The 25,209-nt window shown below is 68.0% G+C and carries 29 protein-coding genes; 15 read left to right on the forward strand and 14 right to left on the reverse strand.

The annotated features are described in order from the left end of the window. Nucleotides 1–22: 22 nt before the first annotated feature. Nucleotides 23–814, forward strand: coding sequence for an alpha/beta fold hydrolase (locus ACLJPX_RS24390; RefSeq protein WP_410602110.1), 792 nt, complete (start codon nt 23–25; stop codon nt 812–814). 3 nt (nt 815–817) lie between these two features. Here ACLJPX_RS24390 and ACLJPX_RS24395 read toward each other — a convergent pair whose 3' ends face one another. Continuing rightward, nucleotides 818–1,294: a DUF2000 domain-containing protein gene (locus ACLJPX_RS24395; RefSeq protein WP_410602111.1), complete on the reverse strand. Its 477-nt coding sequence runs from the start codon at nt 1,292–1,294 to the stop codon at nt 818–820. Nucleotides 1,295–1,397: 103 nt separating this feature from the next. On the opposite strand from ACLJPX_RS24395, the gene ACLJPX_RS24400 reads away from it, so the two are divergent. Further along, entirely contained in the window at nt 1,398–1,865 is a 468-nt protein-coding gene (locus tag ACLJPX_RS24400) for an Lrp/AsnC family transcriptional regulator (protein WP_101606544.1), read from the forward strand. Between the two features lie 3 nt (nt 1,866–1,868). Here the strand turns inward: ACLJPX_RS24400 and ACLJPX_RS24405 are convergent, their stop codons facing one another. The 4 genes from ACLJPX_RS24405 to ACLJPX_RS24420 all read right to left on the reverse strand — a co-directional run bounded on the left by ACLJPX_RS24405 (nt 1,869) and on the right by ACLJPX_RS24420 (nt 5,563). Beyond that, a complete protein-coding gene (locus ACLJPX_RS24405) occupies nt 1,869–2,426 on the reverse strand; it encodes a sugar O-acetyltransferase (RefSeq protein ID WP_410602112.1) in 558 nt (185 codons plus the stop codon). A gap of 331 nt (nt 2,427–2,757) precedes the next feature. After that, nucleotides 2,758–4,062: a DUF1996 domain-containing protein gene (locus ACLJPX_RS24410; protein ID WP_410602113.1), complete on the reverse strand. Its 1,305-nt coding sequence runs from the start codon at nt 4,060–4,062 to the stop codon at nt 2,758–2,760. A gap of 206 nt (nt 4,063–4,268) precedes the next feature. After that, nucleotides 4,269–5,015, reverse strand: coding sequence for an anti-sigma factor family protein (locus ACLJPX_RS24415; protein WP_410602114.1), 747 nt, complete (start codon nt 5,013–5,015; stop codon nt 4,269–4,271). Next, nucleotides 5,012–5,563: a sigma-70 family RNA polymerase sigma factor gene (locus ACLJPX_RS24420; RefSeq protein WP_034317190.1), complete on the reverse strand. Its 552-nt coding sequence runs from the start codon at nt 5,561–5,563 to the stop codon at nt 5,012–5,014. The genes ACLJPX_RS24415 and ACLJPX_RS24420 overlap by 4 nt, the downstream gene beginning before the upstream one ends. Nucleotides 5,564–5,821: 258 nt before the next feature. On the opposite strand from ACLJPX_RS24420, the gene ACLJPX_RS24425 reads away from it, so the two are divergent. From ACLJPX_RS24425 to ACLJPX_RS24445, 5 genes are read left to right on the forward strand one after another with little or no spacing between them, the layout of a single operon-like run. Continuing rightward, entirely contained in the window at nt 5,822–6,382 is a 561-nt protein-coding gene (locus ACLJPX_RS24425) for a hypothetical protein (RefSeq protein ID WP_410602116.1), read from the forward strand. Further along, nucleotides 6,366–7,136 carry a DUF4142 domain-containing protein gene (locus tag ACLJPX_RS24430; RefSeq protein ID WP_410602117.1) on the forward strand — a complete coding sequence of 257 codons (771 nt, stop codon included), beginning with the start codon at nt 6,366–6,368 and terminating at the stop codon, nt 7,134–7,136. The genes ACLJPX_RS24425 and ACLJPX_RS24430 overlap by 17 nt, the downstream gene beginning before the upstream one ends. Continuing rightward, complete coding sequence (locus ACLJPX_RS24435; protein WP_101606537.1) at nt 7,129–7,734, forward strand: ferric reductase-like transmembrane domain-containing protein; 606 nt, start codon at nt 7,129–7,131, stop codon at nt 7,732–7,734. Before ACLJPX_RS24430 ends, ACLJPX_RS24435 begins: the two co-directional genes overlap by 8 nt. Before the next feature lie 31 nt (nt 7,735–7,765). Continuing rightward, entirely contained in the window at nt 7,766–8,002 is a 237-nt protein-coding gene (locus ACLJPX_RS24440) for a ferredoxin (protein ID WP_005164337.1), read from the forward strand. Further along, the gene (locus tag ACLJPX_RS24445; protein ID WP_410602119.1) at nt 7,995–9,353 is read left to right on the forward strand and encodes an NAD(P)/FAD-dependent oxidoreductase; all 1,359 of its coding nucleotides are present in this window, start codon (nt 7,995–7,997) and stop codon (nt 9,351–9,353) included. The genes ACLJPX_RS24440 and ACLJPX_RS24445 overlap by 8 nt, the downstream gene beginning before the upstream one ends. A gap of 214 nt (nt 9,354–9,567) precedes the next feature. On the opposite strand, the gene ACLJPX_RS24450 is transcribed toward ACLJPX_RS24445, so the two are convergent. Beyond that, on the reverse strand, nt 9,568–10,017 hold the full coding sequence (locus tag ACLJPX_RS24450; RefSeq protein ID WP_101606535.1) for a winged helix-turn-helix transcriptional regulator: 450 nt from the start codon (nt 10,015–10,017) through the stop codon (nt 9,568–9,570). Nucleotides 10,018–10,084: 67 nt separating this feature from the next. Here ACLJPX_RS24450 and ACLJPX_RS24455 point away from each other — a divergent pair, with 67 nt between their 5' ends. Continuing rightward, entirely contained in the window at nt 10,085–11,230 is a 1,146-nt protein-coding gene (locus tag ACLJPX_RS24455; protein WP_410602120.1) for an MFS transporter, read from the forward strand. Here ACLJPX_RS24455 and ACLJPX_RS24460 read toward each other — a convergent pair. From ACLJPX_RS24460 to ACLJPX_RS24475, 4 genes are read right to left on the reverse strand one after another with little or no spacing between them, the layout of a single operon-like run. Further along, nucleotides 11,214–12,392: an acetyl-CoA C-acetyltransferase gene (locus tag ACLJPX_RS24460; RefSeq protein ID WP_410602572.1), complete on the reverse strand. Its 1,179-nt coding sequence runs from the start codon at nt 12,390–12,392 to the stop codon at nt 11,214–11,216. The genes ACLJPX_RS24455 and ACLJPX_RS24460 overlap by 17 nt on opposite strands. 4 nt (nt 12,393–12,396) lie before the next feature. Beyond that, nucleotides 12,397–13,002, reverse strand: a complete 606-nt coding sequence (locus tag ACLJPX_RS24465; RefSeq protein ID WP_410602574.1) for a TetR/AcrR family transcriptional regulator — start codon at nt 13,000–13,002, stop codon at nt 12,397–12,399. Nucleotides 13,003–13,009: 7 nt separating this feature from the next. Further along, entirely contained in the window at nt 13,010–13,777 is a 768-nt protein-coding gene (locus ACLJPX_RS24470) for an SDR family oxidoreductase (protein WP_410602121.1), read from the reverse strand. After that, entirely contained in the window at nt 13,774–14,892 is a 1,119-nt protein-coding gene (locus ACLJPX_RS24475; RefSeq protein ID WP_410602123.1) for an acyl-CoA dehydrogenase family protein, read from the reverse strand. Before ACLJPX_RS24475 ends, ACLJPX_RS24470 begins: the two co-directional genes overlap by 4 nt. Before the next feature lie 72 nt (nt 14,893–14,964). Here ACLJPX_RS24475 and ACLJPX_RS24480 point away from each other — a divergent pair, with 72 nt between their 5' ends. Genes ACLJPX_RS24480 through ACLJPX_RS24505 form a run of 6 tightly spaced genes read left to right on the forward strand, consistent with a single transcriptional unit; the run spans nt 14,965 to nt 20,739 of the window. Continuing rightward, complete coding sequence (locus tag ACLJPX_RS24480; RefSeq protein ID WP_410602124.1) at nt 14,965–16,455, forward strand: FadD3 family acyl-CoA ligase; 1,491 nt, start codon at nt 14,965–14,967, stop codon at nt 16,453–16,455. Beyond that, nucleotides 16,452–17,285, forward strand: coding sequence for an enoyl-CoA hydratase (locus ACLJPX_RS24485; protein ID WP_410602125.1), 834 nt, complete (start codon nt 16,452–16,454; stop codon nt 17,283–17,285). The genes ACLJPX_RS24480 and ACLJPX_RS24485 overlap by 4 nt, the downstream gene beginning before the upstream one ends. Continuing rightward, nucleotides 17,285–18,418 (forward strand): acyl-CoA dehydrogenase family protein, encoded by a 1,134-nt coding sequence (locus ACLJPX_RS24490; protein WP_410602126.1) that lies wholly within the window; start codon nt 17,285–17,287, stop codon nt 18,416–18,418. The genes ACLJPX_RS24485 and ACLJPX_RS24490 overlap by 1 nt, the downstream gene beginning before the upstream one ends. Further along, a complete protein-coding gene (locus ACLJPX_RS24495; RefSeq protein WP_410602127.1) occupies nt 18,415–19,344 on the forward strand; it encodes an acyl-CoA dehydrogenase family protein in 930 nt (309 codons plus the stop codon). The genes ACLJPX_RS24490 and ACLJPX_RS24495 overlap by 4 nt, the downstream gene beginning before the upstream one ends. Continuing rightward, entirely contained in the window at nt 19,341–20,327 is a 987-nt protein-coding gene (locus tag ACLJPX_RS24500) for an acyl-CoA dehydrogenase family protein (protein ID WP_410602128.1), read from the forward strand. The genes ACLJPX_RS24495 and ACLJPX_RS24500 overlap by 4 nt, the downstream gene beginning before the upstream one ends. A gap of 4 nt (nt 20,328–20,331) precedes the next feature. Continuing rightward, on the forward strand, nt 20,332–20,739 hold the full coding sequence (locus tag ACLJPX_RS24505; RefSeq protein ID WP_410602129.1) for an HIT family protein: 408 nt from the start codon (nt 20,332–20,334) through the stop codon (nt 20,737–20,739). Here the strand turns inward: ACLJPX_RS24505 and ACLJPX_RS24510 are convergent. Next, nucleotides 20,730–21,680 (reverse strand): RNA polymerase subunit sigma-70, encoded by a 951-nt coding sequence (locus tag ACLJPX_RS24510; RefSeq protein ID WP_410602130.1) that lies wholly within the window; start codon nt 21,678–21,680, stop codon nt 20,730–20,732. The two genes, ACLJPX_RS24505 and ACLJPX_RS24510, sit on opposite strands and share 10 nt — an antisense overlap. Before the next feature lie 59 nt (nt 21,681–21,739). Here ACLJPX_RS24510 and ACLJPX_RS24515 point away from each other — a divergent pair, with 59 nt between their 5' ends. Then, nucleotides 21,740–22,120: a nuclear transport factor 2 family protein gene (locus ACLJPX_RS24515; RefSeq protein WP_410602131.1), complete on the forward strand. Its 381-nt coding sequence runs from the start codon at nt 21,740–21,742 to the stop codon at nt 22,118–22,120. 308 nt (nt 22,121–22,428) lie between these two features. Here ACLJPX_RS24515 and ACLJPX_RS24520 read toward each other — a convergent pair whose 3' ends face one another. The 3 genes from ACLJPX_RS24520 to ACLJPX_RS24530 form a co-directional block, all read right to left on the reverse strand. Beyond that, entirely contained in the window at nt 22,429–23,610 is a 1,182-nt protein-coding gene (locus ACLJPX_RS24520) for a DUF222 domain-containing protein (RefSeq protein WP_410602133.1), read from the reverse strand. Between the two features lie 81 nt (nt 23,611–23,691). Next, complete coding sequence (locus ACLJPX_RS24525) at nt 23,692–23,943, reverse strand: IS30 family transposase (protein ID WP_410602134.1); 252 nt, start codon at nt 23,941–23,943, stop codon at nt 23,692–23,694. 734 nt (nt 23,944–24,677) lie between these two features. Further along, a complete protein-coding gene (locus tag ACLJPX_RS24530; protein ID WP_410602135.1) occupies nt 24,678–25,160 on the reverse strand; it encodes a MarR family transcriptional regulator in 483 nt (160 codons plus the stop codon). Nucleotides 25,161–25,209: the final 49 nt, after the last annotated feature.

Consider the following 25,209-nt stretch of genomic DNA (forward strand, 5'->3'; position numbering starts at 1 on the left):
CGCGCTGTGCTTGACTTCGGCCATGATCTCGGAGAGTCGTTGTCCGGTCGAGGACGGTGAGCTGTACGTCCGCAGCACCGGCGAAGGGCCGCTGCTGCTCCTGATCGCCGGTGGGCTGGGTTCGGCGGACACCTTCCGGGCGATGACGAAGCTGCTCGCCGACGACTACACCGTCGTCACCTACGACCGGCGCGGTCACTTCCGCAGTACCGACACCAGCACCGGCCCGGTCAGCGTGCCGAAGCAGGCCGAAGACGCCTACGCCGTCCTTCAGCACGTCGGCGGCGGGCCCGCGAGCGTGTTCGGGACCAGCGCGGGCGCCCTGATCGGCCTCGACCTCGTCGCCCGTCACCCGGAGGCGGCGACCACGCTGGTCGCCCACGAGCCTCCCGCCATCCAGCTGCTCCCGGACGCGCTCGGCTGGCTCGACGAAGCCAACGCGCAGGTCCGGCTCGCGCAGGCGGGCGATCTGATGGGCGCGTTCAAACGGTTCACCGACGGGATCGCCGGCGCCGCGCTGCCCGAACTGCGCGCGATCCGGCTGCCGAACGAGGAGGACTGGAAGCGGCTGTTCGGCCGCGAACTGTCCGAAATCCTCGACTACCTTCCCGATCTGCGGGCGCTGCGGCGGGCCAGGACCGAGATCTTCCCGGTCGCGGGCGTCGGCAGCCGGGGGCACTACCACTACCACCCCGCGAAGATCCTCGCGCTGGAACTGGGGCTGCCGTTCACGGAGATGCCCGGGGCACATCTCGCGCCACAACGGAATCCGGCCCAGTTCACCGAAGCGCTGCGGGACCTTCTCGAGGGCTGAAGGTCACGCCATCAGGGGCAGCTTGCCGACCAGTTTGTCGATCCGGTTGCGCGGCCCGACGATGCCGATCGCGCAGAAGTCCATCTCCTCGGTCGGGATCTCCTTCATCGTCGCGAGGAAGTCGGCGTAGACCCGGATCTGCTGGGCGACCGCCGGCATGTCCGCGACGTGGCACCCCGGCGAGGCCGCGGCCTTGGCGCGGATGGCTCGCAGCTTCTCGGCGTCGGCCGACAGGACCGAGCAGCCAACCCACGGCAGGCCGGTGTAGTGCTCGCCGCCGGCGTCGACCGCTTCATCACCCAGGAGGCCGGACACGGCCTTCGTGGTGGCGACGGCGGTGCAGACCGCCGCGTTGACCGCGCGCCCTGGCGGCAGCTCGCTGTTGACCACGATGACCCACTTCAACCTGGCGGAGCGGGTGGACGCGGTGGGATCGATCTCGTCGGGGGCGAACCCGATGGCCGTACCGTACTCGGACATTCAGCTGGTCTCCTGCTCACATCAACGGATGAACAACGCCAAGCTAAGAGGACATACGAGTACAGTCCACCGGGTTCGTACTTAATACGGCGAGAGGGCCGAGATGGCGCGACTGGACGAACTTGATCAGGCGATCCTGGCGCAACTGCAGTCGGACGCACGGAAGACCAACCGCGAGGTGGCCGCTGCGGTGGGCGTTTCGCCGACCACCGCACTGGACCGCACCCGCGGCCTGCGCGAGCGCGGAGTGATCCGCGGCGCGCTGCTGGACGTGGATCTGCCGTCGATCGGCCGCGGGGTGCAGGCGCTCATCGCGGTGCGGGTGCGCCCGCCCTCGCGACGGAACATCGAGAACTTCCGGAACTTCGTCAACGCGCTGCCCGATATCGTCGGCCTCTACGTGACCACCGGGACCGAGGACTTCATCCTGCACGTGGCCGTCCCCGACAACGACAGCCTCTACGCCTTCGTGATCGACAAGCTGACCGAACGCCCCGAGGTGGCCGACGTGCGCACTTCCATGGTCTTCGAGCACATCCGGCGCACCCGGATCACGCCGTCCGGCAAGTGAGCCTCAGAGCTCCCGGATGACCCGCGCCGGGTTCCCCGCCGCGAACACCTTCGACGGCAGGTCCCGCGTGACGACGCTGCCCGCGCCCACCACGGTGTCGTCCCCGACGGTGACCCCGGCGCACACGATGACGCCACCGCCGAACCAGACGTTGTTCCCGATGGTGATCGGCGCGGCCGACTCCCAGCGCTGCCGCCGCAGCTCGTGGTCCTCCATCGGATGCAGCGCCGTCAGCAGCTGGCAGCGCGGCCCGATCGAGCAGTCCGAGCCGATCTTGATCGGGGCGCAGTCGAGCAGGATGGCGTCGTAGTTGAGGAAACTGTTGGCGCCGATCTCGATCAGATAGCCGTAGTCGCACTGGAACCGCGGCATGATCCAGGAACTCTCACCGAGTTTTCCCAGCAGTTCCCGCAGAATCGTGTCCCGCTCACCGGTCTCCTCGGCACCCGTCCCGTTGAAACGGTCGACGAGCGCCTGCGCGCGCCTGCGGTCCGCGACCAGTTCGGGGTCGTTGTCCCGGTACAGCTCACCGCGCAGCATGCGGTCCTTCTGCTCACCCATGCCGCCAACCTACCGAAAAAACCCTGCCGGCGAGCTTCCCTCGGGAAGCCGCCGGCAGGGCGGGTGAATGCTTGCGGAGCGTTCTTCAGTTGTGTCGATCGGTTTCCGAGTAGGGCCGGCCCGGCGGGTGGGTGAGGTGTAGGGGGGACCCGCCGGGCCGGAGTTTTTTCCTCCTGTTCGCCGATTCTCGGAAATCTCTGGTGGAGTTGTGAGGTGAACGATAACCCCGAACGGCGACGATTGCCATGGTGACCTGGATCACTATTTAAGTGGAAACCGTTGGGGCACAACAAAGTCCTACAAGTATTGAGTACATTGTGGACTCAGCGAGTCATTCGCGACACTTGCGGCCCTCGTTGACGCAGTCGACGAGGCGATCCATGATCTGGTTCGACATCACGTTCGCGAAATCGTCATGGTCGGAGAAGGGGTTGTGGTCCTCCTCCGGGAACGAGTCCACTTTGTACTGCCCGTTGACCTGGATCTCCCGGGGGATCTTGTAGGTCAGCGAGATGGTGAGCTCCGGGACGGCGGTCAAGCCGTTCGCGCACTCGCCGTTCTCGTCGGGATACTTGATGTGGTCCCGGTGGTTCTCGCTGTCGATGTTGTTGCCGTCGAGACAGCTCGGGAACGTGTGCACCCGCTTGACGTCACTGCCCTCGGGACAGATCGGGTACTGCTTGATGACGCGATCCTCGAAGCCGGTGCAGGTCCAGCTTTCCCGCGCGTTGGCGGGCCCGTTCGTGGTGACCTTCGCGTCACCGTAAAGGATACGGAGGAACTTCGGCATCTCCTTCACCTTCTCCTGGGCGTTGCCCTTGAAGGTGATGTCGACGACCGCGGGACGCTGGATCTCACCGTCGTTGCCCGCGAGTTCGTTGTCCGCGTTCGGCGCGTCCAGTTCGGCCTGGTCCTGATTGTTGTTCTGGTTGCCCTGGTTGTCGTTGTTCTGGTTCTGATTCTGGTTGTTCTGGTTCTGCTTGTTCTGGTTCTGCTTGTTCTGGTCGCGGCCTTGCCGGTCGTCGCCCTGGTTCTGTTGACGGTTCCGGTCACCGTTCTGATCGCGGTCGCCTTGCGGCTGGCCGCCACCACCGGAGTTGCGGTCGCCCTGACGCTGCTGGCCCCGGCCGCCCTGGTTCTGCTTGTCACCCTGCTGGTTCTGGCCGTTCTGCTGCTGCTCGCCTTCCTCTTCGGTGTCGATCCGCACCACCGGCCAGAAGTACGCCGATTCGTCACCGTTGCGGCAGGTGGTACCGGCGCCCAGCAGGCTGTTGTTGTTCGAATCCGCGTTGGTGGAAAGGTTTCCGACGTAGTCGTGCAGGTGCTGCGCGCCGTTGCGGATACCTGGCTGCGCGATGAAGTTGTCGGGATTGAAATGCCCGTTCTCGTTCTTGCCGCAGTCGACGGTGAACGAGCCCGTGGACGCGTTCCGGCCCTGTTGCGGTTTGTCGACGTTCGGCTGCACCTTGGCGATGTCCACGAACTGCGACTTGTCCACCTCGTCCGCGGAGGCCTTGTCGGAGTCGCCGGTCGTGGTGGACACCACCAGTCCACCGACCGCGATCGACAGGCCCAGCAACGCGGTCGCGATCTTGGTCCTGCGGGCGATACGATGACGCCCTTGATTTCGTGCCATTGACTTGCTCACCTCATTCGTTTCCGGGCGCGCGGAAAACCACTCGCACCCAGTCATGAGTCACGCATTTGTCGAATACGCCGATTACCGAATTCGCGGCGAACCTTCTGTTCGCCCGCCGAGGGAGATCCGGCTACTGAGAGATACGGTTCCAGCCGGGAGCCGGTTCAAAACGCGACCCCGCCGTTATCTTTCCGTTATAAACTTTACCGGCGCACGATGGCCAGTACGGTGCCGTCCTGCTTGTGGACCTCGAAGCGTTCGATGTCGGCCTTCTGCAGCGCCGTCGAACCGGTGATGACGAGGGGGTCCGGGGAACCGGGGACGCCGTAGCCCTTGGACGGCACACTCCAGTTGTTGACGACGTAGGCCTCTCCACCGTGGGAGTAGGCGAAGAGCTGACAGGTCATCGGGCCGATGAGGCCGCGCAGTTCTAGCTCGACCGCGCTGCCCCACTCCTTCTCCTGGACCGTGACCTCGGCGGCGACCGCGTTGCCCGCCTCGGACCAGCCGAACGGGGCGGCGCCGCCGTCCGGGCCGGGCTCCCTGGTCGGCGACAACGGCACCACCGACGTGACGACGGTGGGCGCGGCCTGCGTGATGACCGGTTCACGGTCGGTGAGCGAAAGAACGGTGAGCGGGCCGCCGACGATGAGCACGAGTACGGCGGCGGCCGTCGCGAGCCGGATGACCTTGCGACGGCGGCCCGCCTTGGCGGCGTCCGCGAGCAGCATCCGCAGCACCCGCGGCCCGGGGCCCTTCACGGGCGGATCCGGCCAGCTCTTCTTGACCATGTCCAAGATGTCGGGCAGGTGGTACATCTCCACCAGCTCGACCTGGCACTCGGGGCACTCCAGCAGGTGCGCCTCGAACCTGGCGTGATCCTCCTCGCCGAGAACGCCCAGGACGTAGGCGGCGATATCCGTGTGCGGCGCTCCGGACACCTCGCTCACCCCCGCTCCTGCAACGCCCTGCGCAGCGCGCGCACAGCGTGGTGGATCCGCGATTTCACCGTACCCGGCGGAACCCCGAGCGTCGCCGCGACCTCGTTCACGGTGCGGTCGCGCAGGTAGGTCTGCTGGACGGCTTCACGTTGTTCCGGGGAAAGATTGCGCAGGGCCTCGTAAACGATCATGGCCGCGAGCGTCTTCTCCGATTCGTCCGGCACTCCGATCGAATCCGACTCGAGTTCCTCCACCTCTTGAGGGCGGGCGCTCCGGCTCCGCCAGCCGTCGATGACGATGCGCCTGGCCACGGTGAAGAGCCAGGCGCGCAGCATTTCCGGCTGCCGGTCGAGTTTGCCGGCGTTGCGCCACGCCTTGATGAGCGTCTCCTGGACCACGTCCTCGGCCCACTGGCGATCGTGGCCGGTCAACTTCAGCACGAACGCCATCAGGCTCGATCCGAACTCCTGGTACAACGCCCTGATGAGGTCGTCATGCCCGTTCGAAGCGGGTTCATGATCGACTATTGGCTGCAGTATCCGAGAGTGGCGTCCCACGCGGCACATCTTTGTGGGATCAGGGGCGATAAGTCCAGTACCAAAACCGTTCCCGCCCGGTTCTGTCCCAGATGAAAGTTTTTTGAACCGTTCCCGACTCGTGACCGTATCCCCTACCGAAGACCCCCGACCCGGCGCTGTCCCCCGCACCGCCGAATCCACTGTGGATCTTGACCGTCCACAGTGTACTTAAACCTGCCTGCGCACCGTCACCCCGCGGCGACTGCGCACTCCTCTGGCCCCGACAGGAGGATTTCCGTGAACCCCGTGTCACGCTCGGTCATACCTCTGACTCTCACCTTGGCCGTGGTCGCGCTGACCGCGGCCTGCACCACCGGTACCGCGGGACCGAACGGCTCTCCGGGCGCGGCCCCCGCCGCCGGCGCGGCGGAAATCCCCGGAATGCCCGACCCCACGGCCGACGTCGCCCCCGGTGTCACCGCGGCGATCCTGTTCGACCTCGGACCGATCGTCACCGACACAGGAGGCTTCACGCTTTACCGCTACGACAAGGACACGGTCGATCCGCCCAAGTCGAATTGCGCCGAAACCTGCTCGCGGACCTGGATTCCTGCGAAAGCAGGCGGCGACCTCGTGGTGACCGGTATCGATCGCGCGCTGGTCGGCACCGTGACCAGGGACGACGGCACCGAGCAGGTCACGCTCGCGGGCTGGCCGCTCTACCGCAACGCGAAGGACGCGATGCCCGGCAACACCGGCGGGCAGGGCGTCGACGACGCGTGGTTCCCGGTCAAGCCGGACGGGACGAAGGTGCTGCTCACCGCGGAGACCTGGCAGGCCGATGACCTCGGCATCTGACACCTCCCCCGCGTTTTCCCGCCTGCTGATCGTTTTGCTGACGATGGCCGCGGTGACACTGCTCGGCCCCGCCGACGACGCGCACGCCCAAGAACTCTCCGCGGCGGACAAGAACCTGATCGTCAACGTCAAACTGGCCGGATTGTGGGAAATGCCCGCCGGGATGTGGGCGCAGGAACGCGGGAAGAGCAAACGGACCCGCGAAGTCGGCCGCACCCTGATGATCGACCACGGCAGGCTCGACACCGCGACGCATTCCATCGCCGACCGGTTCGGCATCCCCCTGCCGTCCGAGCCGTCGGACCAGCAGTCCGCGTGGCTCGGCGAGATGAAGGCCGCCCGCGACGACACCGAGTTCGACCGGATCTTCGCCAACCGGCTCCGGTACGCCCACGGGGTGCTGTTCCCCATCATCGCCCAGGTCAGGGCCGGTACCCGCAACGACGTCGTCCGCGACTACGCCACCACGGCCAACCAGGCGGTGCTGCGGCACATGACCCTGCTGGAGAGCACCGGCGTGGTCGACCAGTCACTGATGCCGGAAGCGCCGGTGCCGCAGTCGAACTCGGCCAACGCCGCGATGGACGTCGGTTTCGGCGACTTGGCCCTCGGCCTGCTGCTCGCGGTGGTGCTCGGCGGCGGGCTGTTCTTCGCCATCCGGACCCTGCGCAGCAAGAACACCCGGACCCGCAAACGCGCGGCCGCCGCCGAACCAGAACTGGTTCCCAGTGCCCCAGGAGAGATCAATGTATGACCAGTGGTCCGAGGTGGTGATCGTCCTGACCCAGAAATCGGACACCGACCCCGGTATCAAGGGCATGGCGCAGACCTCCGCCCGGATCTCGTACGGCTTCATGTGCCTCACCCTGTGCTGGGGCGTGTTCACCGCGACCGGCTGGATCAAGTCGCTGACCGGGCGGAAGGCACTGCGCAACTCGCATATGGTGCTCGGCATCCTGACGCTGTCGTTCGGCGTCGTGCACGCGATGTCGTTCCTGTTCCTGCCCGACGGCTTCACCCTCGCGCAGATCTCGATCCCGCTCCTGCCGGGCACGCTGGCGCGGCACGAACTCGGCGTCGTCGGGCTCGAGGTGATGATCGCCGTCGCGCTGACCGGCGGCATCAGCCGGTTCAGTTCCTACCGGCGTTTCGTGTGGATCCACCGGCTCGCCTATCCGGCGGTCGCGATCACGGCGCTGCACGCGTTCTTCGGTGCCATGGCCAACGGCCACCTCGGCCTCCTGTGGTTCGGCGGGATCACCCTGCTCATCCCCGTCGTGTTGCTGACCGTCCTGCGGTTCATGCCGACCCGGTACCTGGAACGGCTGGGCCTGGTCGAGGAACTGGTCTGACGAGAGCGGAAACGACTTGGAGAGACGAAAAATGATCTTCGGAAGCGTGCGGCGCGGCACTCGCGTCAGCGTCGACAACGAGCGGTGCGAGATCTTCGGCTTCTGCGAGATGGAGGCGCCCGCCACGTTCAAGATCGGACCGGACGGCAAGCTCCGCATCCGCCGGATGGTCGACCGGGACGGGCTGGACCAGGCCATTTCCGCCGCCCGGCTCTGCCCGAAACAAGCCATCAGAGTCAAGGGAGAAGGAGCGTACGACGATGAGTGACGGAGATCGGATCGTCATCGTCGGTGCGGGCGTCGCCGGGCTCCGCTCCGCGGAACGCCTGCGGGAACTCGGTTTCGACGGCGAGATCGTGCTGGTCGGCGACGAGCCGCGGAAGCCGTACCACCGGCCGATGGTGTCGAAGGAGCTCATCACCGGCGGCGTGAAACCGGTGGCCGCGAGCCTGGAGCCGTACCTCGACCTGGACGTCCACTGGCGGCTCGGCACCCGCGCGACCTGGCTCGACACCAAGGAACGCACGGTGCACCTGCCCGGCGGGGAGTCCCTTTGGTACGACGGCCTGATCGTCGCGACCGGCGTCTACCCCCGGCATCTCCCCGGCTCGCCGCGCCACGACCCCCGGGTCCGTGTGCTGCGCACCGTGGAGGACTCTCTCGCCGTCCGGCGGGCCTTGGGGAACAGCAACAAGTCCGTCGTGGTGATCGGCAGCGGCCTGATCGGGAACGAGTTCGCCGCGTCGATGCGGTACATGGGCCGTGACGTCACGCTCATCGGCCACGCGAAGGCGCCTCTGCACCGCTTCGGGGAGCGGATCGCGTCGGCGCTCACCAAGGAACACCAGCATCACCGCGCGAAGCTGGCGATGAACACCGAGGTGCGGAACTGGATCAGCACCAAGGAGACCGTCGGGCTGCACCTGACGAACAACCAGTTCCTGGTGGCCAGCTGCGTGGTGCTCTCGATCGGCAGCGTGCCCGCCGTGGACTGGCTGCGCGGTTCGGAGCTGACCATCGACGACGGCGTCCTGTGCGAATCGACCCTGTTCGCCGTCGGGGCGGAGGACGTCGTGGTCGCCGGCGACGTCGCGAAATGGCCGAACCTGCGGATCGACGAGACCCCGCGACGGGTCGAGCACTGGATGAACGGCGTCGAATCCGGGCGCGCGGCGGCGGAAAGCCTGATGCTGGGCCGGGGCAACGCGCGGCCGTACACCCCGCTCCCCCGTGCCTGGTCGTCGCTGTACGACGCCCGGCTGCAGACGGTCGGGATGCCGTCGCTGGGCAAGGACACGATCGAACTGTCCGACGGGGTCACCGGTTTCGTCCGGGACGGCAGGCTCATCGGCGCGGCGGGCTGGGACCGGCCGAAGGCGATGATCCACTGGACCGCCGAACTCGACCGGCGGCTGCCGGTGCCCGAGCCGGTGTTCCCCACGTCCGCTCCCGCGGAACCGTCGTTCGCGGCTTCCGCCGCTTCGGGTGCTTCAGGCGAGCCGGCGCCGATCGGGGAGGACATCCTCGCCCCGTTCGAGCGGGACTTCCTGTCCGACACCCCGACCGCGGCCGTACCCGCACAGGAGGAGATGCCCTGGGCTCGCGTACCCGCCGGGTGACCCGGGTCCGCGACCGGACCGGGGCCGCGCGCGGCGGCCGCGGTCCCTCAGGTGGCGGTGGGTTGCTGGGCCTCCGCTCCCACCGCCACCCCCTGGGGACGCCGGGAGGATCCGGCGACCGACGGTGATTCGGGCTCCGTCGGTCACCGCCCTCCGGGCTCCCCGCATCCGGTCGGGGCCCTTCCGGGCTTGACTCACCTGGAAGGGCCCCGATCTACGCGTGCGCCTTCACCACCACGGTGTCGTCCGGGCCGACGACGCGTCCATCCGCGGCACGGACCTCCAGCCCCCGTAGCGGACGCCCGCCGTCGCGGTCCACCAGTTCCGACCGCGGCTCATCGGCGGCGAAGAAGTGCGCCTCGCCCCATTGCCGCAGCGCGACGATCACCGGGAACAGATCGCGGCCTTTCGCCGTGAGGACGTACTCGCTGTAGGTGCTCCCGTCCGAAGCCGGGACCACGTCGAGCACCCCGTGCCCGACCAGCGCCCGCAGCCGGGCGGACAAGATGTTCTTCGCGACGCCCAGGCTGCGCTGGAACTCCCCGAAACGGCGGACGCCGTCGAAGGCGTCGCGCACGATCAGGAGTGACCACCAGTCGCCGATCGTGTCGACCGAACGCGCCACCGGGCACGGGGCTTCGTCGAACGTCGTCCGTTTCACCATGGTTGCATCTTACAACCGCAGTGTTCTACCGTCCGAGTGGTAGCAAGTTGAAACCATTGGAGGGTTCGTGCACCGCGGAGTCGTCCTGTTGTTCGCCGTGGCCGCCGGGACGGCCGTCGCCACGATCTACTTCGCCCAGCCGTTGCTCGTCACCATGGGCGCCGATCTCGGGATCGCCGCGTCGACCGTGGGCGGCATCGTCACGCTCACGCAGCTCGGCTACGGCCTGGGCCTGTTCCTGCTGGTCCCGCTCGGTGACCTGCTCGAACGGCGGCGGCTCGTCGTCGGCCTGCTGGCGCTGCTGGCGATCGCCGAACTGGGCGCCGCGACCGCCGCGAACGGCGTGGTCCTGCTCGCCGGGATGGCGGCGATCGGTGTTCTCGCGGTGGTCACGCAGCTCCTCGTCGCGTTCGCCGCGTCGCTGGCCGACCCCGCCGGGCGCGGGCGCGCGGTCGGCCTCGTGACAACCGGCGTCGTCCTCGGGATCCTGCTGGCGCGCACGGTTTCCGGCACGCTGGCCGACCTCGCGGGCTGGCGGGCGGTGTACTTCGCGTCCGCCGCCGTGACCGTGCTGATCGCGATCGTGCTGTACCGCGTGCTGCCCGCCTCGGCACCCGCCGGAACGGGGATGGGTTACGGGCGGCTACTGCGTTCCACGGTGTCGCTGTTCGCCAGGGAGCCCGTCTTCCGGACGCGCGGAACGCTGGCACTGCTGATCTTCGCCGCGTTCGGCACCCTGTGGAGTTCCGTCGCCTTGCCGCTCAGCGAAGACGGCCTGTCGCACACCGCCATCGGCGCGTTCGGGCTGGCCGGAGCGGCGGGCGCGCTGGCGGCGGCGCCCGCCGGACGGCTCGCGGACCGCGGCCGGGCACAGTGGACGACCGGGCTCGCGCTGGGGCTGCTCTTGCTTTCGTGGGTGCCGCTGGGTTTCACGCGCACGTCACTGTGGGCCCTGGCGGCGGGCGCCATCCTGCTCGACCTCGCCGTCCAGGCCGTGCACGTCACGAGCCAGACCTTGATCTACCCGCTCCGGCCGGACGCCGGCAGCAGGCTGATCGGTGGCTACATGATCTTCTACTCGGTCGGCAGCGGCCTGGGCGCCATCGGCTCCACGGCCGTCTACGCCTTCGCGGGTTGGACCGGCGTTTGCCTGCTCGGCGCGGGATTCAGCGCCTTGGCACTCCTCGTGTGGGGTGTCAGAGCCGCTCGATGATGGTGACGTTCGCCGTTCCGCCGCCTTCGCACATCGTCTGCAGCCCGTAGCGCCCGCCGCGTCGTTCGAGTTCGTGCAGCAGGGTCGCGAACAGCTTGGTCCCGGTCGCGCCGATGGGGTGACCGAGCGCGATGCCGCCGCCGTTGACGTTGACGCGGTCCGGATCGGCTCCCGTCTCCTCGATCCACGCCAGGACGACGCTCGCGAACGCCTCGTTGACCTCGAACAGGTCGATGTCGCCGATGCCCAGCCCGGTTTTCCGCAGCGCGTGCGCGGTCGCCGGGATCGGCCCGGTCAGCATCCACACCGGATCGGCCGCCCGCACCGAAAGGTGATGGATCCTGGCGCGCGGAGTCAGGCCGTGTTCCTCGACGAACTTCTCCGACGCGATGAGTGTCGCGCTGGCGCCGTCGGAAATCTGGCTGGCCACGGCCGCGGTGATCCGCGAACCCTCGCTCAACGGCTTCAGCCCGGCCATCCGCTCCAAGCTGGTGTCACGCCTGGGCCCCTCGTCCAGGCCGACACCGGCGAACGGCGCGGTTTCGGCGGCGAACCGGCCTTCGTCGATGGCCGCGACGGCGCGCTGATGACTGCGGAAGGCGTACTCCTCCATCGCTTCGCGGGTCAGATCCCAGTGCTCGGCGATCATGTCGGCACTGCGGAACTGCGAAACCTCGACGCTGCCATACCGCTCCTGCCAGCCCTTCGAACCGGAGAACGGGTCTTCGAAGCCGTACTCGCGCCCGGCCAGCATCGCCGCGCTGATCGGGATGGCGCTCATGTTCTGCACGCCGCCCGCGAGGACGAGGTCCATCGTCCCGGACAGCACCGCCTGCGCGGCGAAATGCACGGCCTGCTGACTTGAACCGCACTGCCGGTCGATCGTCACACCCGGCACGTGGTGCCCGAATCCCGCCGCGAGCCACGCCGTCCGCGCGATGTTCCCGGACTGCGGCCCGAGTGTGTCGGTGCAGCCGAGGATGACGTCGTCGACCAGATCGGCGTCGACACCCGCTCGTTCGACGACGGCCTGGATGACATGGGCGCCGAGGTCGGCGGAGTGGACGCCGCTGAGCCCTCCCCCGCGTTTGCCGACCGGTGTCCGGACCGCGTCCAGTACGTAGGCTTCAGCCCGAGGTACGTTTTCCCTCCGAGGGCTCATCGAATCAGCCACGGCGCTTCCTTGTCTTCGTCGCGATGCCGTCCAGGAGGATCCCGAGGTACTGCTGTGCGACGTCGTCCGCGCTCAGCGTCCCGTCGGGGTTGTACCAGCGCACCGCCACCCAGACGGTGTCGCGGATGAACCGGTAGGTGAGCTCGACGTCGAGGTCGGCGCGGAAGACGCCGGCCGCGATGCCGTCGGTGAGGATCGCGTTCCACAGCTTGCGGAACTCGGTGTTGCGGTCGGTGAGGTAGTCGAAGCGCGGCAACTGCATCAGGTGCTTCGCTTCGGACTGGTAGATCGCCACCTCGGCGGGCCGCCGGTGAATGGATTCGAACGACGCCACGACGACGGCTTCCAGCGTTTCCCGCGGGCCTCGGCCCTCCGCGACGATTTCGGCGTAGGCGCCGAAGAGTTCGTCGAGGAATCCGGTGAGGATCTCGTCGGCCATCGACTCCTTCGAGTCGAAATGGTGGTACAGGCTGCCCGAAAGGATTCCTGCCGCGTCCGCGATGTCCCGCACGGTGGTGGACACGTAACCGCGCTCGGCGAACAGCTTCGCCGCCAGGGCGAGCAGTTCGGCTCGGCGGGAACCCGGACTGGACTTCATCGGTACCTCACGCATGCTGGGAACTCACGGACACGACCTCGCCGGTGAGATACGACGAGTACTCACTGGCGAGGAACACCATCACATTCGCCACTTCCCAGGGTTCCGCCGCCCTCCCCGAGACCTCGCGCGCGGTGAGTTCGGTGAGCAGTTCCTCGCTGGTCACCTTGGCCAGGAACGGATGCATCGCCAGGCTCGGTGCGACGGCGTTGACCCGGATGCCGTGCTCCGCGACGTCGACGGCCGCGCAGCGGGTGAGCGCCATGACTCCCGCCTTCGCCGCCGCGTAGTGCGCCTGACCGGCCTGCGCGCGCCAGCCGATCACCGAGGCGTTGTTCACGATCACCCCGCCGTCGCCCTGCGCGATGAACCGCTTCACCGCGGCCCTCGTCGCGCGGAAGGTGCCGTTGAGGGTCACGTCGATGACCCGCGCCCATTCTTCGTCGGCCATGTCCACTATGGACTTGGTGCCGCCGAGCCCGGCGTTGTTGACGAGCACGTCGACGCGGCCGTAGTGCGCGGCGGCGCCGTCGATGAGTGCCTGGACCTGTTCTTCTTGGGTGACGTCACAGGGAATCGCGTGGACGTCGCCGAGTTCGGCGGCCTTCTCTCCCAGCCGCCGCTCGTGCCAGTCGCTGATGACGACGCGGGCGCCTTCCTCCAGCGCGCGTTTTGCCACGGCGGAACCGATCCCGGTCCCGGCCGCGGCCGTCACGACGACCACCTTGTCCCGCAAGAGGTTCGCCCCCTCGGGATACTTCGGAACCGGAATCACGGTCGCACCTCCCTTGGCAGGCCGAGCACCCGCTCGGCGATGACGTTGCGCTGGATTTCGTTGGAGCCGCCGTAGATCGTGTCGGCGCGGGTGAAGAGGAAGAGCCGCTGCCAGGCGTCGAGCCCGTCCTCGGCGACCATGCCCCGCGCGCCGCGGACGAGCATCGCCAGCTCTCCGAGGTCACGGTGCCAGTTCGCCCAGACCAGTTTGGACACTTCCGCGACACCCGGCGACGCGTCGCCCAGTGTGCGGATCGCGTGGGCCCGCATGACCTCCAGGCCGACCCAGGCCCGATCGATCCGCTCCGCGACCACCGGATCGTCCGGCGCGATCCTGGTGAGTTCTTCGAGTTCCCGGCGGAAGCCGACCTGCTGGCCGAGTGTCGCGACCCCACGCTCGAAGGCGAGCGTGCCCATGGCCACCCGCCAGCCGTCGCCGGGTTCCCCGACGACCAGGTCCTTCGCCGTGCGAGCGCCGTCGAAGAAGACCTCGTTGAACTCGGAGGTCCCGGTGAGCTGCTGGATCGGGCGCACCTCGACGCCGGGTTGACGCAGGGGAACGAGCAAATAGGACAGTCCTTTGTGGCGTTTCGAGCCGGGCTCGGTGCGGGCGAGCACGAAACACCAGTCGGCCACGTGCGCGAGCGACGTCCACACCTTCTGGCCGTGCAGTACCCACTCGTCGCCTTCGAGGGCCGCTGTGGTCGACACGGCGGCGAGGTCGGAACCGGCGCCGGGCTCGGAATAGCCTTGGCACCACAGTTCCTCGACGGCCACGATCGGCGGCAGGAACCGCTTTCGCTGTTCCGGCGTACCGAACGCGATCAAGGTGGGGCCCAGGAGCTCCTGGGCCAGGTGACTCACCCTCGCCGGGGCGTCCGCTCGCGCGTACTCCTCGTGGAAGACGACCTGCTGTTCGAGCGTCGCGCCCTGCCCGCCGTGCTCGACCGGCCAGCCGACGCAGGTCCAGCCCGCCGCGGCGAGCCGCCGCTCCCACTCCACGCGTTCGTCGAAAGCCTCGTGTTCGCGCCCCGGACCGCCCAAACCGCGCAAGTCCGGCGGCAGGTTGTCCGCCAGCCAGGTGCGCACACGGTCACGAAAGCCGTCCTGAGCCACGCATGCCTCCTCTAGCCAAACCAGAGCCTGCTGCGTAGGCTACCCTACCAAGCACTTGCTAGGGAGACTTCAATGGTCGAAGGAACCATCCCGGCGGCGCTCGACAGGGCCGCGGAACGCTTCGCCGGACGAGAAGCCCTCGTCGACGGCGAAGTCCGGCTCACCTATGCCGAACTCGCGCGGCGGGTGCGGCAGGCGGCACGGTTCTTCGAGGGCCACCACCGGGTCGCGATCTGCTCCCCCAACACCTGGCACTGGGTCGTCGCCGGGCTCGGCGCGCTGCACGCCGGCGCGACGCTCGTTCCGGTCAACACCCGCTTCACCGCCCGCGAGACCCTCGACATCCTCGGCCGCGCACGGGTTTCCGCGCTCGCGATCACCGGCACGTTCCTCGGCACCGACCGCCTGGCCGCCCTCGGCGCCGAACGCCCCGCCACCGTCCTGCGGATCCCCGTCGAAGGCGCCGAAGAACCGGTCGACGGCGTCACGGAGTGGGACGCGCTGGCCGGGTACGACAGCGACTTCGTGAGCCCTGCCGAACCAGACGACGTCAGCGACATCCTGTTCACCTCCGGGACCACCGGCCGCAGCAAGGGCGCGATGAGCAGCCACCGGCAGGCGTTGAGCGTCGCCGAAGCCTGGGCGGACTGCGGCGGCCTGACCGAGCAGGACCGGTACCTCGTGATCAACCCGTTCTTCCACAGCTTCGGGTACAAGGCGGGCATCGTCGCCGCCGTGTTGCGAGGGGCGGCGATGCTGCCGCAGCGCACCTTCGACGTCCGGGAAACCCTGCGGCTCATCGAAACCGAACGCGTCACCGTGCTGCCGGGTGCGCCGACGATCCATCAAGTACTGCTGGACGCGCCGGAACGCGCGAACCACGACCTGTCCAGTCTCCGGCTCGCGGTCACCGGTGCCGCCACGGTGCCGGTCGCGCTCGTCGAGCGGATGCAGACGGAACTGAGCTTCGACACCGTGCTCACCGCGTACGGGCTCACCGAAGCCGTGGTCGCGACGATGTCCCGTCCCGGCGACGACGCGAAGCTGGTGGCGAACTACACCGGCCGCGCGACGGCGGGATTCGAAGTGAAGCTCGGCGAGCACGACGAGGTCCTGCTGCGCGGGCCGAACGTGATGCTCGGCTATCTCGACGACCCGGAAGCGACCGCGAAGGCCGTCGACGCGGACGGCTGGTTGCACACCGGCGACGTCGGCGTGCTGAACGAACGCGGCTATCTCAAGATCGTCGACCGGATCAAGGACATGTACGTCTGCGGCGGGTTCAACGTCTATCCAGCCGAGATCGAACAAGTGCTCAGCAGGCTGGACGGTGTCGCGGAGTCCGCCGTCGTCGGCGTGCCGGACCACCGGCTCGGCGAGGTCGGCAAGGCGTTCGTCGTCCCGCGGCCCGGCGCCGCACTGTCCACAGAGGACGTCCTGGCGCATTGCGAGGGCGAATTGGCCAACTACAAGATTCCTCGATTTGTCGACTTCGTGGCGGAACTTCCGCGCAACCTGTCGGGGAAGGTGCTGAAACGCGTGTTGCGGGAGGAGAACGGATGACCGTCGAGTACGAGCGACGCGGGCCGGTGGCCGTCGTCACGATGAACCGGCCGGAGTACCGGAACGCGCAGAACTCGGCGATGACCTACGCGCTCGACGCCGCGTTCACCCGCGCCGTCGACGATCCCGGGGTCAAGGTGATCGTGCTGGCCGGAGCGGGCAAGCATTTCTCCGCCGGGCACGACATCGGGACCCCGGAACGCGACGTGGACGTCTCCTTCGAGCGCAAGGCGGTCCTGTGGTGGGACCACGTCGGCGCCGAGGGCGGTGATCAGCGGTTCGCCCGCGAGTCCGAGGTCTACCTCGGTATGTGCCGCCGGTGGCGCGAGATCCCGAAGCCGACCATCGCAAGTGTGCAGGGCGCGTGCATCGCGGGCGCGCTCATGCTGGCCTGGGTGTGCGACATGATCGTCGCCTCCGACGACGCGTTCTTCGCCGATCCCGTGGTACGCATGGGGATTCCCGGTGTCGAGTACTTCGCGCATCCCTGGGTCCTCGGTCCGCGCGCGGCCAAGGAGGTGCTGTTCACCGGTGAGCGCTTCACGGCGCAGCAGGCCAAGGAGTGGGGCATGCTGAACCGCGTCGTCCCCCGCGCCGACCTCGAGACCGAGACGATGGCGCTGGCGGAGAAGATCGCGGTGATGCCGCGAATGGGGCTCGCGCTCGCCAAGAAGGCCGTCAACCAGGCCGAGGACCTGATGGGGCTGCGGTCCGGAATGGACTCCGTGTTCGGCCTGCATCATTTCGCGCACGCGCACAACGCCGAAATGTCCGGCGGCGATTCCTTGGGCGGGCAGGACGCGCGCTCGATGCGGGACGCGAGTTCGTGATGAACCTCGACCTGGACGAGCGGACGCTCGCCTTCCGCGACGAAGCACGCTCCTGGCTGGCCGCGAACGTCCCCGCCGAGCCACTGAAGTCGTTCGATACCGCCGAAGGCTTCGCCCAGCACCGCGAGTGGGAGGCGAAGCTGACCGACGCCCGATGGTCGGTCGTCTCCTGGCCGCGCGAATACGGCGGGCGGGACGCGAGCCTCCTGGAGTGGGTGCTGTTCGAGGAGGAGTACTACGCGGCCGGCGCGCCGCTGAGGGTCAACCAGAACGGCATCTTCATGCTCGCGCCCACCCTGTTCTCCCATGGCACCGAGGAACAACAGAGTCGCATCCTGCCGAAGATGGCGCGCTCGGAGGAGGTCTGGGCGCAGGCTTGGTCGGAACCCGAAGCGGGCAGTGACATCGCCGCGCTCCGGAGCACCGCGACCCGCTGCGACGGCGGATGGCGGGTCAGTGGGCAGAAGACGTGGAGTTCCCGCGCGACGTTCGCCGACCGGGCTTTCGGCCTGTTCCGCAGCGATCCGGATTCGGCGCGGCACAAGGGCCTCACGTATCTGATGGTGGATCTTCGGGCCGAGGGGGTCACCGTCCGGCCGATCCCCCAGCTGGACGGCGAGCCGGGGTTCGCGGAGATCTTCTTCGACGACGTCTTCGTCCCCGACGAGGACGTGATCGGCACGCCGGGCGAGGGCTGGCGGGTCGCGATGACGACGGCGAACAACGAACGCGGTCTGTCCCTGCGCAGTCCCGGCCGGTTCCTCACCGCGGCCGACAGGCTGGTCTCGCTCTGGCACGACGCCGGACGCCCCGCGCATACCGCCGACAGGGTCGCCGACGCGTGGATCGGCGCGCGGGCCTACCAGCTGTACACGCTCGGCACGGTCACCCGCCTCGCGGACGGAGCGGAGCTCGGGCCGGAATCGAGTGTCAACAAGCTGTTCTGGTCCCACCTCGACGTCGCGCTGCACGAAACCGCGCTCGACGTCCTCGGCCCGGACGCCGAACTGCGCGGCCGGTGGAGCGACGGATGGCTGTTCTCGCTGGCGGGCCCGATCTACGGCGGGACCGACCAGATCCAGCGGTCCATCGTCGCCGAACGACTGCTCGGCCTGCCGAAGGGGGCTCGATGAGGTTCGCGCTCTCCGGTGAGCAAGAACAGTTCTCCCGCAGCCTGCACGATCTTCTCTCCGGTTTGGACACCGACACGGCCAACCGGTCCTGGGCGGCGGGTGATCCCGGCCCCGGTCTCAAGATCTGGCGACGGCTGGCGGACCTCGGGGTGACCGCGCTGGCGGTCCCCGAACGGTACGACGGGCTCGGCGCCACCCCGGTCGATCTGGTCGTCGGCTTCGAACGGCTCGGGTACCACTGCGTCCCGGGCCCGTGGACCGACACCGTGGCCGTACTGCCATCCTTGCTGGACGACGAGCTGTTGACCTCGGTCGCGTCCGGCGAGACGCTGGCGTCGGTGGCGTTCGCGCCCCACGTGCCGTACGCCTTGGACTCCGACGTCGCCGACGCCCGTCTCGCGGTCGGGGCCGGCAGGCTGCGCGCGTTCACCCCCGGCGCACTCTTGTCCTCTGTGGACGGTTCACGGCGACTGTTCCCGCCGGTGGCGGGGGACGACCTCGGCACGGCGCTCGACGCGGACCGCGCGTTCGAACTGGGCTGCCTCGCCACCGCCGCGCACCTCCTCGGCGCCGGACGGTGGCTGCTCGACACGGCGGTCGCGTATGCCGCACAACGCAAGCAGTACGGGCGGGAGATCGGCGGGTACCAGGCGGTCAAACACCTGCTCGCCGACGTCGCGACCGGGCTCGCGCTGGCCGAACCGCTGCTCTACGGCGCAGCCGTCACCCTGGACCGGCGAGACGTCTCCGCGGCCAAGGTGGCGTGCGGGGACGCCGCGCACCTCGCCGCCAGGACCGGCCTGCAGGTGCACGGCGCGATCGGCTACACCGCCGAACACGCGCTCGGCCTGCGGCTGACCAGGGTCCGCGCGCTGGTCGGCGCCTGGGGAACACCGCGGTTCCACCGGGAGCGGGTGCTGTCATGACGTTCACCGCCGAACAGGACGCGCTGCGCGACAGCGTCCGGAAACTGCTGGACCGGGAGGCTGATCCCTGGCCGGAGCTGTGCGAACAGATCGGTGTGGCGGCGCTGGCCGTTCCCGAGCGGTTCGGCGGCCTCGGTGCCGGGACGGCGGAACTGCAGGTGGTCGCCGAGGAACTGGGCCGGGTCCTCGCGGACGTCCCGTTCCTCGGTTCGGCCGTGCTCGCCGTGCACGCGCTGCTCGCCACCGGCGATGACGACACTTGTGAGCGCCTGCTCCCCCGCCTCGCCGAAGGTGTCGTCGGAGCCGTGGCCTGGACGGATGCCGATGGCCGTTGGGACACCGCGGCGTGCACTGCTTTTGGAACCACTGCTTCTGGAATCACTGTGGACGGCGAGGCCCACTACGTCCTCCATGGCGACGAGGCCGAGATTCTGCTGGCGCTCGCAGGAGACTCGCTGTACGAGGTCACCGACGCCCCTCGGGTGCGGACCGCCGCGATGGACGAGTCCCGGCGGCTCGCTCGCGTGACCTTCGACCGCACCCCTGCCCGGCTGATCGGACCGGTCGACGTCGGCGCGCTCCGGGACGTCGCGTGCGCGGTGCTCGCCGCCGAACAGGCCGGGGCCGCGTCGCGGGCGTTCGAGCTGACAGTGGAGTACAGCAAGCAGCGGCACCAGTTCGGCAGGCCGATCGGCGGGTTCCAGGCGTTGAAGCATCGGATGGCGGACCTTCACGTCCTCGTGGAGACCGCGCGTTCGGCGGCCTACGCGGCTCCGGAGTCGAGCAGGCTCGCCGCGGTCGCGAAGGTGCATTGCTCGGAGGCGCTGGCGACGGTGGCCGGCGAGATGATCCAGCTGCACGGCGGGATCGCGATCACCTGGGAGCATCCGGCGCACCGCTACTTCAAACGGGCGCACGGCGCGGCGCACCTTTTCGGTTCGCCCGGCGATCACCTCGGGCGGGTGCGGCCGCCGTTATCGTGAGCCGGTGGACTGTGCGATCTGCGCCAAACACCGGGGCGAGGGGCCTCTCGTGGGGCCGGTCGTCTGGGCGGACGACGTACTCGTCGTTTCACATCGCCCGGGTGGGTTCCCCGGGTATCTGTTCGTGGAGACTCGGCGGCACGTGGCCGCACTGGACGAACTGACTTCGGAAGAGGTCTCAGCGGTCTCGCGGGCGGCCTGGTGCGCGGCTCGCGGCCTGCGGGCGGAACTGGCTCCGGAGCACGTGTTCTCCGCCATCGCCGGACGGAGTGTCGCTCACTTCCATCAGCACGTTTTCGCGCGGCATCGGGGAACGCCCACTGAAATCGGGTGGATGGACAGTCCCTCGTGGACGGGTGCGCCGGTCATGGACATCGAGGCGCTCTGCGGTCGTTTGGCGAGCTACTTCTGAGCCAGGAACCGGGTGACGGCGCGAATGCGGTCGCCGTCGAGGGTGAGGACCATCAACCCGGCCGGTGTGTCTCCGTGTCGGCAATCGAAGGCAGGCTGGTTGTTCGCCCGGGTCGGCGTCATCGTGAAGCCTTCCGGGACCGGCACGGCCATGGTGACGCGGAGGAAGCCGGCGATCGCGTCGAGGCCGTGGTACTCGTGCGGCGCCGGCGGCATGGCGAGCCACGCGTCGTCGGTGAGCAGGCCGAGGACGCCGTCGAGATCGCCCGCGGTGAAGGCGTCGGCGAACCGCCTGGTCAGCTCGCGCTCCTGGGGTGACGGCCGGTGCCCGGCGCCGTCACGATGCTTGTCGACTGAGGCACGGGCGCGCTGGAGGATGCCCTTGACCGCGGTTTCGGTGGTGCCGAGCATGCTCGCGACCTCGCCTGCGGGGAAACACAGGACGTCCCGCAGGACGAGGGCGGCTGCCTGTCTCGGCGGGAGGAGCTGGAGGCCGGTGACGAAGGCCAGTTCGATCGCCTCCCTCGCGCTGTAGCGCGCTTCGGGGCCGGGCTCGCTGTCGGCGACGCGCTCGAGGAGTTCGTCCGGGTACGGCTGCAGCCAGGTCATCTCACCGCGGCGGCTGGGCTCCGGCGGGTCGAACGGGGGCACCGGTTCAGGGAGACGGCGGCGGCCCGTGTCCCGCAGGGCGTTGAGACAGCGGTTGGTGGCGATGCGGTACAGCCAGGTGCGGAGCGACGAACGGCCCTCGAACCCGTCGAGGCCGCGCCAGGCGGCGAGCAGCGTCTCCTGAACCGCGTCCTCGGCGTCGGTGAGAGAGCCGAGGATCCGGTAACAGTGCAGGTGTAGCTCGTGCCGATAGGTGTCGGTGAGCTCGCGAAACGCCTGGTCGTCCGTTGTCCTCACGGGCGCGATCCTGTCACGACCTTTTTCGCGGCGCACCGTTCCGTTTCGGGTGGGGGTGGTGTCTGACGGGGTGAAGGTCGACGAGAGGAACCATCATGACCAGTCCGGCTTTGGACGTCGCGCTCTCCTACCACCGGGCGTGGACCGGCAGTGCCTTGGAGAAAGACTTCGAGAAGGCGATGACCTACATCGCCGACGACATCGTCTGCCACACGCCCGCCGGGCCACTGACCGGCGCGGAAGCGTTTCGCGGGTTCATGGGCCCGTTCACCGAGATCCTGACCGGGTCGACCCTGCTTTCGGCGTTCGGGGACGAGACGACGGCGCTGCTGATGTACGACACCGCGACGCTGCCGGTGGCGAGTGCGCCCGGGGCCGAGCTGGTGACCGTGCGGGAGGGGAAGATCGTGGAGCTGCGGATCGTGTTCGACCGGGCGCCCTTCGATGCGGCGCGGGCGGCGGTGGCCGGGGCGTAGGCCGGAGAGTCTGCGTCCTCGACTGGGTGTCGTGATCTGAGAGGTTGGGAACGCGGGTGATGGGTGGGCGGCCGTTGAGGGCGGTTTCGTCGGGGTATGGCGGCGGATCGGGACCTGGCGCGTTCTGGAGGCGTGCAGGCCGCGGCGGGACTCGGTTCTCGCGGGATCCGCCCATGATCACGCGGGGTCCGGCAGGCGGGTGGCACGGCGAGCGAAACTGTCCACACCGCTCACGACCCGCACCGGCGCACGGGTTCCAAGCCGCCCGGCATCGCGCCTCCTGGCGGCTGTGAGGACGTTCGTCTCGCTCAGAAGGGCGGGGTGTCGTCCTCCTGCTCGGGGCGTGGGTCGTGGAGTGGTTCCGGTGTCGCGTCGTAGGTGCGCCCGGACGGGGTGGTGATGGTCATGCCGCCGTCGCCGGTGGGCGTCGCGGACCAGCCGGGTTCTTCCTTGAGGAGATTGTGGATCTTGCACGCTCCGCGGCAGTTGTGGTGATCGGTCCTGCCGTTCCGCGCCCGGGGAATGATGTGGTCGATCTCGGAGAACTCCGCCGGACGGTGGCAGCCGGGATGCGTGCATTCCCGGTCCCGCGCCTTGATCAACCGGGCCAGCGAGGCCGGTGACCGGTACTTGTCGGCACCGGCCTCCAGGAGTTGCCCGGTGGCGGGGTCGGTGATCAGCCGTGACCAGGTCGAGCCGGGATCGGAGGCGATCTCCCGCACGAGCCAGTCGGGGATGGGCCCGTAACCGGCCAGGGTCGCGGGATCCTCGCGAGCGCCCGCCAGGGTCAAGAAGTCGACGTAGACATGGATGTGCGCGCGAGGCTTTCCGTGCCCGTCCTCGGCCAGAAGCCGCTCGGCGAACACGTCCGCGCGATGCTGATCCAGGGTCCGGGACTTGTCCCGCGCCCGGCGCGCCTGCGCGGCGCGGCTCATCGACGCGTAAATCGAACTCGCCACCTCGGAAGGCAGAAGAGCGGAGAGAGTCGACATGGTCTCGTCTTCGTGGTCCAGCGAGACATGTCGTCGCGCGCGTTTCTTTTCCGCCCGTTCCTTATAGCCCGCCCGGTCGAACTTCTGCACGGCGCCGTTCACCGATTTGCGGATCGCCCCGGGGTCACGCCCGGCGAGCCGGTTGGCCATGAACGCGTCCACCTGCGCGGCGATCTCGTCCGAGACTTCGCGGGTCAACTGACTGACCTTCGACGCCTTGTACAGATCGATGTCACCTTTCTCCAGCGCCGCCAACGTGTTCGGCAAGCGCGCCACGAGAGAGCAGGACGTTTCGACCAGCAGGGAGGCTTGATTGCGAGAGACCGAGAAGCACAGGGCGACCTCCTCGGTCACCGATCTTCGCGAACCACCCGCAGCGGCGAACTCCGCTATGAACCGCACCTGACGACCCTGCGTCCGACGAAGCGAGACTTCTTCGTCGTAGGCGGAATCGAGAAGGCGAGCGGCTTTCGGGTTGAAAACAAGGGTAGTGGTCATGTCCATGATCATACTCGAACGTGCGTTCGATTGCCACGAATGAGGGCGGTGGTTTCAACTGGTGAGTGCGCCACCTCTAGTCTAGCAACACACTTTGCTGAACGCTTCGATCGGCTTAAGCCAACCCAGTGTCTGTCGCGGCCGGTCGTTGAGTTCGTCTGCGATGGCATCGAGTTCGTCCTGTGAATATCCGGATAGGTCGGTTCCTTTGGGAAGGTACTGGCGCAGCAACCCATTGGTGTTCTCGTTGCTGCCGCGTTGCCAGGGCGCGCGCGGATCACAAAAATACACCGGCATGCCGGTGGCCATGGCGAACTTCCTGTGGCCGCCCATCTCGCCACCCTGATCCCAGGTGACGATGTTCTTGAAACGTCAGGCAAAATGTTCATCTTGGCGACCAGCCGCGGGGCAACGTTCTCGGCCGTGCGATCCTGAGGAATACGCACCAGCATGACGAATCGAGTGCGCCGTTCGACCAAGGTCGCGATCTGCGATTGATTGTTCGCGCCGACGATCAGATCGCCTTCCCAGAAGCCCGGCACGGCACGGTCCTCGGCCTCGGCCACCTCTGCCCGCAACGTCCCCTTCGCCTGCACGAACAACGCCTGGTAAATCGCTTCATGTGACCCCCAGCGAGAATGATCCATCGGATGGTCGAGCCGCAACCTGTACGCGATCTGCATCGGTGACCACTTTTTCCGCAACCCCTCATGCACCACGCGAGTCAGAAACGGCGATTTCAGCACCTTGCGTTCCTTTGGACGCTTCCGTAGTCGATCAGCCCGGCGCTGCGCAACCAACGGCGAATACACCTCCCGTCCACCGTTGCGGTCAACCTCGCGGGACACCACCGAATGATCCCGTCCAATCCAGGCCCCGATCTCCCGAAACGACTTCCCCTACCTCAACCCGAACGCGATCAATTCACGCTCCACCGACCGCAACGGAACACCACGCGACACGGAACACCCCTTCGCTACCCAGAACGATCATTATCCCAGCCGGTGCACTGACCATCTGAGCCCGTGGCTCTACGAGTGAGAATGCCTGCGGCATAACGATGTCCGTCACGAACCCAGACGGAGCGAGCCCGCCCCACCCGCATTGCGGATCAGCCGTTGAAGCACCTTCACCGTCGTGACATAGTCCGCATCCTCGATACCTTCATGAAGGGCGGCACGGATAGCGGGAGCGTTACGCGCGAGATCGACGCGGGCCTGCTCCCCCTCCTCGGTGAGCCATAGCCGGTTCTCGGTGTCCGAGGTCAGCCAGCCACGCTCCAGGAGCGCTTCGGCCTCCACTGCCAGATCGTCCTCGGGGCGAATATAGGAGACCATCGCCTCTCGCAGTTCGGTCAAGGTCATTCCCCGGCCGTCGGATGAGATGTCGTTCGCCGACAGATTGCGCAGCAGCCAGAACTGGGGCTGGGTATAGCCCTTTTCGGCCTGCCGAGCCCGGGTGAACGCGATGAGCGCTTCGTAAGCGACACCGGTCCAATACGCGGCCGGCTGCCCGGCCAGCTCGACGTCGGACATCTGCCGAGTCGTCATGTCGTGTCCTCTCCGGGTGCTTCCGTGCGGGTCATGCGGTTGACGGTAG

Source organism: Amycolatopsis sp. lyj-90 (assembly GCF_046549035.1).
Lineage (GTDB): Bacteria > Actinomycetota > Actinomycetes > Mycobacteriales > Pseudonocardiaceae > Amycolatopsis.

Coding starts and splice junctions, on each gene's coding strand:
- ACLJPX_RS24495 (WP_410602127.1), top strand. CDS start 18,415: ATGAGGTTCGCGCTCTCCGGTGAGCAAGAACAGTTCTCCCGCAGCCTG.
- ACLJPX_RS24490 (WP_410602126.1), top strand. CDS start 17,285: ATGAACCTCGACCTGGACGAGCGGACGCTCGCCTTCCGCGACGAAGCA.
- ACLJPX_RS24515 (WP_410602131.1), top strand. CDS start 21,740: ATGACCAGTCCGGCTTTGGACGTCGCGCTCTCCTACCACCGGGCGTGG.
- ACLJPX_RS24530 (WP_410602135.1), bottom strand. CDS start 25,160: ATGACGACTCGGCAGATGTCCGACGTCGAGCTGGCCGGGCAGCCGGCC.
- ACLJPX_RS24480 (WP_410602124.1), top strand. CDS start 14,965: ATGGTCGAAGGAACCATCCCGGCGGCGCTCGACAGGGCCGCGGAACGC.
- ACLJPX_RS24450 (WP_101606535.1), bottom strand. CDS start 10,017: ATGGTGAAACGGACGACGTTCGACGAAGCCCCGTGCCCGGTGGCGCGT.
- ACLJPX_RS24405 (WP_410602112.1), bottom strand. CDS start 2,426: ATGGGTGAGCAGAAGGACCGCATGCTGCGCGGTGAGCTGTACCGGGAC.
- ACLJPX_RS24520 (WP_410602133.1), bottom strand. CDS start 23,610: ATGACCACTACCCTTGTTTTCAACCCGAAAGCCGCTCGCCTTCTCGAT.
- ACLJPX_RS24485 (WP_410602125.1), top strand. CDS start 16,452: ATGACCGTCGAGTACGAGCGACGCGGGCCGGTGGCCGTCGTCACGATG.
- ACLJPX_RS24500 (WP_410602128.1), top strand. CDS start 19,341: ATGACGTTCACCGCCGAACAGGACGCGCTGCGCGACAGCGTCCGGAAA.
- ACLJPX_RS24410 (WP_410602113.1), bottom strand. CDS start 4,062: ATGGCACGAAATCAAGGGCGTCATCGTATCGCCCGCAGGACCAAGATC.
- ACLJPX_RS24445 (WP_410602119.1), top strand. CDS start 7,995: ATGAGTGACGGAGATCGGATCGTCATCGTCGGTGCGGGCGTCGCCGGG.
- ACLJPX_RS24460 (WP_410602572.1), bottom strand. CDS start 12,392: ATGAGCCCTCGGAGGGAAAACGTACCTCGGGCTGAAGCCTACGTACTG.
- ACLJPX_RS24435 (WP_101606537.1), top strand. CDS start 7,129: ATGTATGACCAGTGGTCCGAGGTGGTGATCGTCCTGACCCAGAAATCG.
- ACLJPX_RS24440 (WP_005164337.1), top strand. CDS start 7,766: ATGATCTTCGGAAGCGTGCGGCGCGGCACTCGCGTCAGCGTCGACAAC.
- ACLJPX_RS24525 (WP_410602134.1), bottom strand. CDS start 23,943: ATGGGCGGCCACAGGAAGTTCGCCATGGCCACCGGCATGCCGGTGTAT.
- ACLJPX_RS24465 (WP_410602574.1), bottom strand. CDS start 13,002: ATGAAGTCCAGTCCGGGTTCCCGCCGAGCCGAACTGCTCGCCCTGGCG.
- ACLJPX_RS24430 (WP_410602117.1), top strand. CDS start 6,366: ATGACCTCGGCATCTGACACCTCCCCCGCGTTTTCCCGCCTGCTGATC.
- ACLJPX_RS24400 (WP_101606544.1), top strand. CDS start 1,398: ATGGCGCGACTGGACGAACTTGATCAGGCGATCCTGGCGCAACTGCAG.
- ACLJPX_RS24390 (WP_410602110.1), top strand. CDS start 23: ATGATCTCGGAGAGTCGTTGTCCGGTCGAGGACGGTGAGCTGTACGTC.
- ACLJPX_RS24395 (WP_410602111.1), bottom strand. CDS start 1,294: ATGTCCGAGTACGGTACGGCCATCGGGTTCGCCCCCGACGAGATCGAT.